This window comes from Actinophytocola sp. (assembly GCF_036002505.1).
Classification (GTDB): domain Bacteria; phylum Actinomycetota; class Actinomycetes; order Mycobacteriales; family Pseudonocardiaceae; genus DASYTH01.
On record NZ_DASYTH010000063.1, the window covers coordinates 1 to 7,030 of the forward strand.

Consider the following 7,030-nt stretch of genomic DNA (forward strand, 5'->3'; position numbering starts at 1 on the left):
GATGCTGCTGCGGCCATCGAGGACGCGGGGCGAGCCGAAGGCCTCGTCCGAGACCAGACCGGCAACATTGCGCTCGTCGCCAAGCTCTTCCGGGGCCTGATCCTCCTGCATATGGGCCAGTTGCCGGAGGGAGCTCGCCAACTGGCGGAGTCCGCCACCATCGCCAAGCGCACCGCCGACGACCGGCCAGCGGTGGAATACGTCATCGCGGCCGGTCTTGGGATGACCTGGATCGGCGAACACATCGCGGCGCGCGAACTGCTGGTCGCCGTCGTGCGGGACCTGCGCGGGGCGGGAGCCCTCGGGATGCTGCCGTTCGCATTGTGTGCCGTCAGCCGTGCGGAGGCGCTTGCCGGCAATCTGGGCGCCGCCCGCGCGATGGCCGCCGAAGCCGTCGAGTTGTCTCGCCTCACCGGCGACGAATTCTGGCGCTATCTCGCCCTGAGCGCACTCGCGCACGTCGAGGCCATCCGCGGCGCCGAGGAATCGTGCCGGGCGAATGCCGCCGAGGCGTTGGCTCTCACCCGCGAGGACACCGACTACCCACGTGATGCGACCGAGGCGCTCGGACTCCTCGAGCTCGGCCTCGGGCGATACGACGAAGCGATCGCGCATTTCCGCGCTGGTGTTCATGTTCCGGCCGTAACAGGCGCTGAGGAGGGCCACCCGGACCTCGTAGAGGCATACATTCGCAGCGGTCGCGAGCTCACTGCGCACATGGCCGAGATCGTCGACCAACTCACCCGAGACACCCAATTCCCGTTGCACGCCGCGGTTGCGTGGCGGCTGCGCGGCCTGGTGGCTGGTGAGACCGACTACCCACACTGCTTCGAGCAAGCTCTCGAGCTCCACGGGCAAGTGAGCTGCCCCTTGGAGACCGGGCGCACCCACCTCAGTTTCGGGGAGCGCCTGCGGCGTTCGGGCCAGCGGATCCGAGCCCGCGAGCAGTTGCGCCGGGCGCTGGGGAACTTCGAGCGGCTTCACGCCGAGCCCTGGGCGGACCGAACCCGCAACGAACTAACCGCCACCGGCGAAGCCATGCGCCGACGGCCAGGCACATCCGCCGTGGAGGAACTGACCCCCCAGGAGTACCAGGTCGCTCGCGGAGTAGTGGAAGGCTCGACAAATCGCGAGGTCGCCACCGCCCTGTTCCTCAGCGCCAAAACCATCGAGTTCCATCTCGGTAACGTGTACCGGAAACTCGGCGTCCGAAGCCGCACCGAACTCGCCTACCGGTTCCCCGACCTCGCCAACCGGTAGGTCCACCGTCAGATGAGTCCTGGCCCATGTATGAGGCGGATCGTAGGTCGCGGCGCTGTCGGCACTCTCCGAAAGCCGGCTCCTGCTCTTCGGACGTCCACCACCACCCGGGCCGAACAGATAACCGACCTCGGCCATACCCGGGGATGATCGAGCAAACCGACCCCATCGACTCCCAACATCGCTACGATCGCAGCCCCCTCCGCCCACCGTCCCACCGACCACCGCCATCACCCGGCGGATCACCGGGACACGGACAGTTCTGTGACGAACCCTGCCGGGGGCACAGCTGTTCGTTGTGCAACCCCAGCCGGATGATCTTGTCATCCGGCTGGTTGCGTGTTGAGTCGTCGCCCCCGCACCCTCGGCCGTGCCGTCAGGTACTCCCCGCCCGCAGGTGCCGGCAACAGTCAGTGCCTGCTCAAGCGTGTCGTCCAGGTCATCGAGGGTCTTGGCAGCCGCTCGAAGCTGCTGCTCGGCCGTGGCCAGTTCGCGGGCGAGTCATCCTTGACCTGGCCCAACCGCTCGCGTGCCCGGACCTGGGTGGTCTCAGCGTCAGCCCGCTCCAGTGCGATCTCCGTTCTGACGGCTTGGCGGATGGCGGCCACTCGCTGCTGGCCGATCTGGAAGCGTCGATAGACGACCGCGATGCCGACCTCGATCTTGTCGAGCCGGGTGACGGTACGGGAGCAGTAGCGACGCTTGATCTTGCGGCTCAGGCAGATGAAGTACTCGTAGACGCCGCCTCGACCACGGTGCGGCTGTAGACCAGCCGTGTGCTGCACTCGCCGCAGAAGATCGTGCCCTTGAGGTGGTGCGGGTGCTTGCGGGTTTTCTCGCCGGAGACATTGTGGGCGGTCAGGACGTCTTGGATGCGCACCCACGTGTCCACACTGATGAGCGCCGGATGCTTGCCCCTCGTAGCAGACGCCTCGATAGGTGGCTGATAATGTACAACGATAACCTATAGATGCAAAATCAGTAGAAGCGCACTCGCCACCAAAGCGGCGTATCCAAAGCGAGCTGAGGGGCAAGGGGAGATATAGACCGAGCGGCCGGCTTCTTTAACGTACTGACTGAAGATTTAGCAGATATTAGAATCTCAGACCGTATGGCCGAAGCTGCGCAATCAACGCATTGAATGAGCCTCGAGCGAGGACTTCGAAGGGAAGTCGGCTTAGCCTCCGCTTTCACGGGAGTTGAGGCGACACGTGTTGTAGATGCACGGAAGTGCCTGTCCTGCAAGGGAATACTGGTGCCACCACAACATCAAGTTGGCCCCGCGCAGGCCGGTCGGCTGGATCGGTTGTTGGGTAAGCGGTTGGCGCCGTGGCGGCTGCCGCTGGCCAGCCATGATCCGGGCAAGATCGTGCTGGACTTGGCGGTCGCGGTCGCGGGTCGCATTGGGTAAGGACTGCGCTGCCGATATCGCGCTGGTGCTGGCCCAGCCGGGAGTGTTCGGGGTGGTGGCCTCGGATCCGACGGTGTCACGGCTGATCGATCGGCTGGCCGAGGACGGCCTGGTGATCCTGGATCTGGTGCCACGCTGGTGATTGCGCATTCGGACAAGGAATGGGCGGCCAAGACCTGGAAGTCAGACCTTCGGGTTTCACCCACTGCTGGGCTATGTCGATCACGGCGCTGCGTCACCGAGCGCACCGTGGAGATGCACGTCGAGCACATCCTGCACAAGCTCAACCTGCCCTCCCGGGCAGCGGCGGCTGGGCTGTTCGGCGGGTAGCGGCGTTGCAGGACCTAGCCCGTTCCCCGGATGTGCGCACCGTGACCCTCGACTTACGATGAGCTATCCGATCCCGACCCGAGGAGGTACTCATGCCGGTCCTCGCCACCGAACACGCCCACGAGATCGTCGCCGGGTGGCGTCGCAGCACCGAACCGACCCACGGCCTCGGCAACCCGGCTGGGGAACTCTACGCCAGCGGCACGTTCGCCGAGGCCGACATCGTGCAGGCGAGCTCCGCGCAGACCTTGTCCACCTGCTCCACAGGCAGCGACAGGTGCTGCTGCTGAGCATCAAGTGTCGAACAACGGCACAGAGCACTTCGCTGTCCCGCTGAGTCGCCTGGCCGAGCCGTTCCTGGTCGGCCTGGCGGCCCGGCTGGACGGCCTGCCCGGCCTGGGCCGCGCCGAGCGGGTGGTCGTGCACGACGCGGTTCGGGACGCCCTGCTCGTGGTGCTGGAACGCAAGCTCACCCGGTTGCTGGTGCTGGAGCTCAACGCCGCACGCCTCACCGGGAGGCTCCACGGCGCCGAGCCGCGGGCACGCTGGGCGGAGTTCCTGGACCTGGCCTCGCGCCCCGGCTTCTGGCGCGACCTGGCGCCCGCCTATCCCTCCCTGCGGGGACGCCTGGACGTCCTGATCGGCGACCGGTGCGCGGCGGGGCTGGCCCTTGCCGAGCACTTCGTGTCCGAGCGGGCGGACCTCACCGACGTGCTGGCCGGCCCGGCCGGTGAGCTGCTGGCCGTGCACCTTGGCGCCGGCGACAGCCACCGGGGTGGACGCACGGTGGCCCAGCTGCGGTGCGCGGGTGGCCGGATGCTGTACAAGCCGCGGTCGGTGGCCGTCGACCTGCGCTTGCAGCAGCTGCTCGACGCCGTCCTCGACGGCCCGCCCGAAGCCAGGATTCGGGTCCCGCACGCCGTCGACCGCGGTGACCACGGCTGGACCGAGCACGTGTCGCACCGCTACTGCGCCGACCCGGCCGAGCTGACCACCTTCTATCGCGGCATCGGGCACTGGCTGGCGGTCATGCGGCTGGTGGGTGGCAGCGACCTGCACGCGGAGAACCTGATCGCCTGTGGGCCGGTGCCGGTGGTGGTCGACTGCGAGACCCTGTTCACCCCGCACAACCCCCTTGCGCCCACCGGTTTCGGGCTCGCGGTCGACCACGCGAGCGACCTGGTCGCCCAGTCCGTGCTGCGCACCGGCCTGCTGCCGGACCGCGGGGTGGCGCTGGGCTGGCGCGGCGCCGACCTGTCCGCCAGTGGCTCGCTGCCCGACGAGCAGCCCACCGTCACCGTGCCGGTGCTGGTCGACGCGGGCACCGACACGGCCCGGATCGAACGGGTCAGCGAGCGGGCCGTGGTCGCCACCGACAACCATCCGAGCCGCGTGCCCCTCGTGTCCCGGCACTGGCCCGACGTGCTGGCCGGGTTCGACGAACTGAGCGCGCGGCTCGCCGGGCTGGACCGGGCCGGCCGGCTCGACGAGCCCCTGAACGGTTTCGCCGACTGCCCGACGCGGGTGGTCGTGCGGTCCACCGAGGTCTACGTCGAGCTCGGGCGGATGCTCTGGCATCCGGTCTCGCTGCACGACGAAGCGACCGCGACCGGTCGCGCCGCCGAGCTGCTCGTGGAGCAGGCGACCGTCATGCCCACGGTGCCCACCGATCCGGTGGTGGTCGCGGCCGAGGTCGCCGACCTGCTCGTCGCCGACGTCCCGTTCTTCACCACCACACCGGCCACCGGCCGGCTGGCCGGTCCGGGCGATACCACCTGGGGCCTGGACCGCGACCTGGTCCACGAGACGCGGCAGCGGTGGCGCGGTGCGGACATCGAGACGGACCGGCAGGTGATCAAGGGCGCACTGATCAGCGCGTACATCAACGAGGGCGGGCTACCGCGAGCACAGCGACTGGGCGTGGCGGACCCGGACCGCGACGACATCGACCGGCGCCGCCGTGCCGTGGCTGCGTCGATCATCGACCGGCTCGCCGAGGCCGCTCTGCACGGCCCGGACGGCACCGTCACCTGGGTCGCGCCGTCGCTGACCGAGACCGGCTGGTGCGTCCAGCCGCTCGGACCCGACCTGTACAACGGGCTCGCCGGCCTGGCCTGCCTGTTCGCCGCCTACCGCCACGAGGTCCGCGCGGGCCGCGCCGACGAGCACCCGGCCCTGGACGGGCTGTATGCCGCCGTGCTGCGCACCATCCGTGCCGGCGAGGACCTGCTGTCGCGGCGCCGTGCTCGAGGCACGCCGATGCGGCCGGGCAGCGCCGGTGGTTACCTCGGTGTGAGCTCACAGGTCAGTTCCTGGTTGCTCATCGACGAGTTGGGCGTGGACCGGACGCAACCGGACGCACCGGATGCGGTGGACCGGGCCCGCGCGCACGCCGAACTGCTACCGGCCGCCGTCGCGGCCGACGAGTGGTTCGACGTGACCGCGGGTATGGCGGGCGCGATCGAGCCGCTGCTGCGCCTGGCCGTCCGCTGCGGCGAACGCCGGTGGCTGGATCTCGCCGACGACATCGGCGACCGGCTGGCCGGCGCCGCCCGGATCGAGGACGGCCGGGCCTGCTGGCCCAACGACAAGGGTCCGCGGGGCCTCGGCGGCTTCTCGCACGGCAGCAGCGGCATCGGATGGGCGCTGAACCGGCTGGCCGAGGCGACCGGACGGGGCAGGCACCGGGAACTGGCCATGGCTGCATTCGCCTTCGAGGACGGGCTGTGGAGCCCTGCCGACGGCGGCTGGCTGGACCTTCGGCCCGGCACCCGCGTCACGCACGCGTGGTGCAACGGCTCGGCCGGCATCGGGTTGGCCGCCGCCGACGGGCTCCGGACCGACGGACTCGCCTCGCGACACCGCCGGGTGCTGGCGTGCGCGGCCGCGGCCTGCTGGACCGACCTGGGGTGGACCCACACCCTGTGCCATGGCGACTTCGGCAACCGCGACCTGCTGCAGGCAGCCGTCGAGGCGGAGGTGGCGCCGCCGGAATTGACCATGGCCGAGTTGGATGCACGGCTGTTGACCAGCGTCGAGCGACACGGCCCGGTCTGTGACGTGCCTGGAGCGGCCTTCCCGCCCGCGCTGTTCAATGGCATAAGCGGCATCGCCTACCAGTTGCTCAGGATGCATCCAGACAGCGATGTCCCGTCCCTGCTCCTGCCGCGCCGGACCGGCCCGGCGCGGCCGGTCGTGCGCCGGTTGGCGCAGGCCGCCGGATGACGGCCCGGCCGGTGCGGAGGAACTGGAGTCGCTCTACTGGTTGCTCACGGCGCCGCCGCTGGGGTTCTGGCAGCTGTTGCGGCGGCGATCCGGCCCGCCGTCCCGGATCCTGAGCGACGCGGCGCCGCTGGCGGCCGTGACCATCCTGGTCCTGCAGGTGGGTGGCCGGAGTGGCCGCGATTGATTTCGGCAAGTCGTTTTGGCCCCGGTTCGGCCTTCTGAATTGGCCCCGGCGGCTGGGTTGCGGGACCGGTCGGCATCTTGATGTGGCCCCACCTGCCGTCGTCGGCGTAGGGGGCGGCACTCTGATTTGGCCCCGCCTCGTTCGGGTGTTTCTGCTGGTCGCAGACGCTTCGGCTGGTGACGATGGCGTGGTGAGTGAGCGTGAGCCTGGCCCGGTGGTGGTGACGTTGGTGTGGGCGCTGGACGAGGTGTTCATCGAGTTCGCGGGCCGGCCGGTCGCGGTGGTTCGCCGCGAGCTGGAGGACGCCTGCGAGGTGTGGGACTGCCGGCTGGACGAGGACACCTTGGACGTGTTCGCGGCCGAGATCGCCGCCGGTGAGCGGGTCGAGATCGACGCTGGAACGATCCGCGTCCCGCCGGCGGGGTCGGTCGAGGTGGACTGGCGCGAAGCGCAGTTCTGACCGGTGTGTGGGTCAGCTGGTCCGGGTGCTGCTGCGGCGGCGTTTGGTGGTGCGCAACCGGAACGACTCGGTGCCGGTCTCGATGATGGACGCGTCGAACGTCAAGCGATCGACAATCGCGGCGCAGAGCCGCGGATCGGTGAAGGTGCGAGCCCACTCA

7 protein-coding genes and 1 pseudogene are annotated in these 7,030 nt (G+C 69.5%); 6 read left to right on the forward strand and 2 right to left on the reverse strand.

What is annotated here, in order from left to right:
- On the forward strand, positions 1-1,260 hold a 1,260-nt coding region (locus VGR06_RS04830; protein ID WP_327557729.1), incomplete at its 5' end, for a helix-turn-helix transcriptional regulator.
- 410 nt (positions 1,261-1,670) lie between these two features.
- On the opposite strand, the gene VGR06_RS04835 is transcribed toward VGR06_RS04830, so the two are convergent.
- On the reverse strand, positions 1,671-2,045 hold the full coding sequence (locus tag VGR06_RS04835; protein ID WP_327557730.1) for a hypothetical protein: 375 nt from the start codon (positions 2,043-2,045) through the stop codon (positions 1,671-1,673).
- A gap of 512 nt (positions 2,046-2,557) precedes the next feature.
- Between VGR06_RS04835 and VGR06_RS04840 the strand changes: the two are divergent.
- From VGR06_RS04840 to VGR06_RS04860, 5 genes and pseudogenes are all read left to right on the forward strand, one after another.
- Positions 2,558-2,921, forward strand: a pseudogene (locus VGR06_RS04840) (IS1380 family transposase); the annotation flags it as partial.
- A 172-nt stretch (positions 2,922-3,093) separates the two neighbouring features.
- The gene (locus VGR06_RS04845) at positions 3,094-3,291 is read left to right on the forward strand and encodes a DUF6229 family protein (RefSeq protein WP_327557731.1); all 198 of its coding nucleotides are present in this window, start codon (positions 3,094-3,096) and stop codon (positions 3,289-3,291) included.
- 7 nt (positions 3,292-3,298) lie between these two features.
- Entirely contained in the window at positions 3,299-6,226 is a 2,928-nt protein-coding gene (locus VGR06_RS04850) for a type 2 lanthipeptide synthetase LanM family protein (RefSeq protein WP_327557732.1), read from the forward strand.
- 40 nt (positions 6,227-6,266) lie between these two features.
- Positions 6,267-6,410 carry a hypothetical protein gene (locus VGR06_RS04855; protein ID WP_327557733.1) on the forward strand — a complete coding sequence of 48 codons (144 nt, stop codon included), beginning with the start codon at positions 6,267-6,269 and terminating at the stop codon, positions 6,408-6,410.
- A gap of 190 nt (positions 6,411-6,600) precedes the next feature.
- Positions 6,601-6,870, forward strand: a complete 270-nt coding sequence (locus VGR06_RS04860; protein WP_327557734.1) for a hypothetical protein — start codon at positions 6,601-6,603, stop codon at positions 6,868-6,870.
- 12 nt (positions 6,871-6,882) lie between these two features.
- Here VGR06_RS04860 and VGR06_RS04865 read toward each other — a convergent pair.
- Positions 6,883-7,030, reverse strand: a 148-nt coding sequence (locus VGR06_RS04865; RefSeq protein WP_327557735.1) for an ATP-binding protein, incomplete at its 5' end; no start/stop codon positions are given.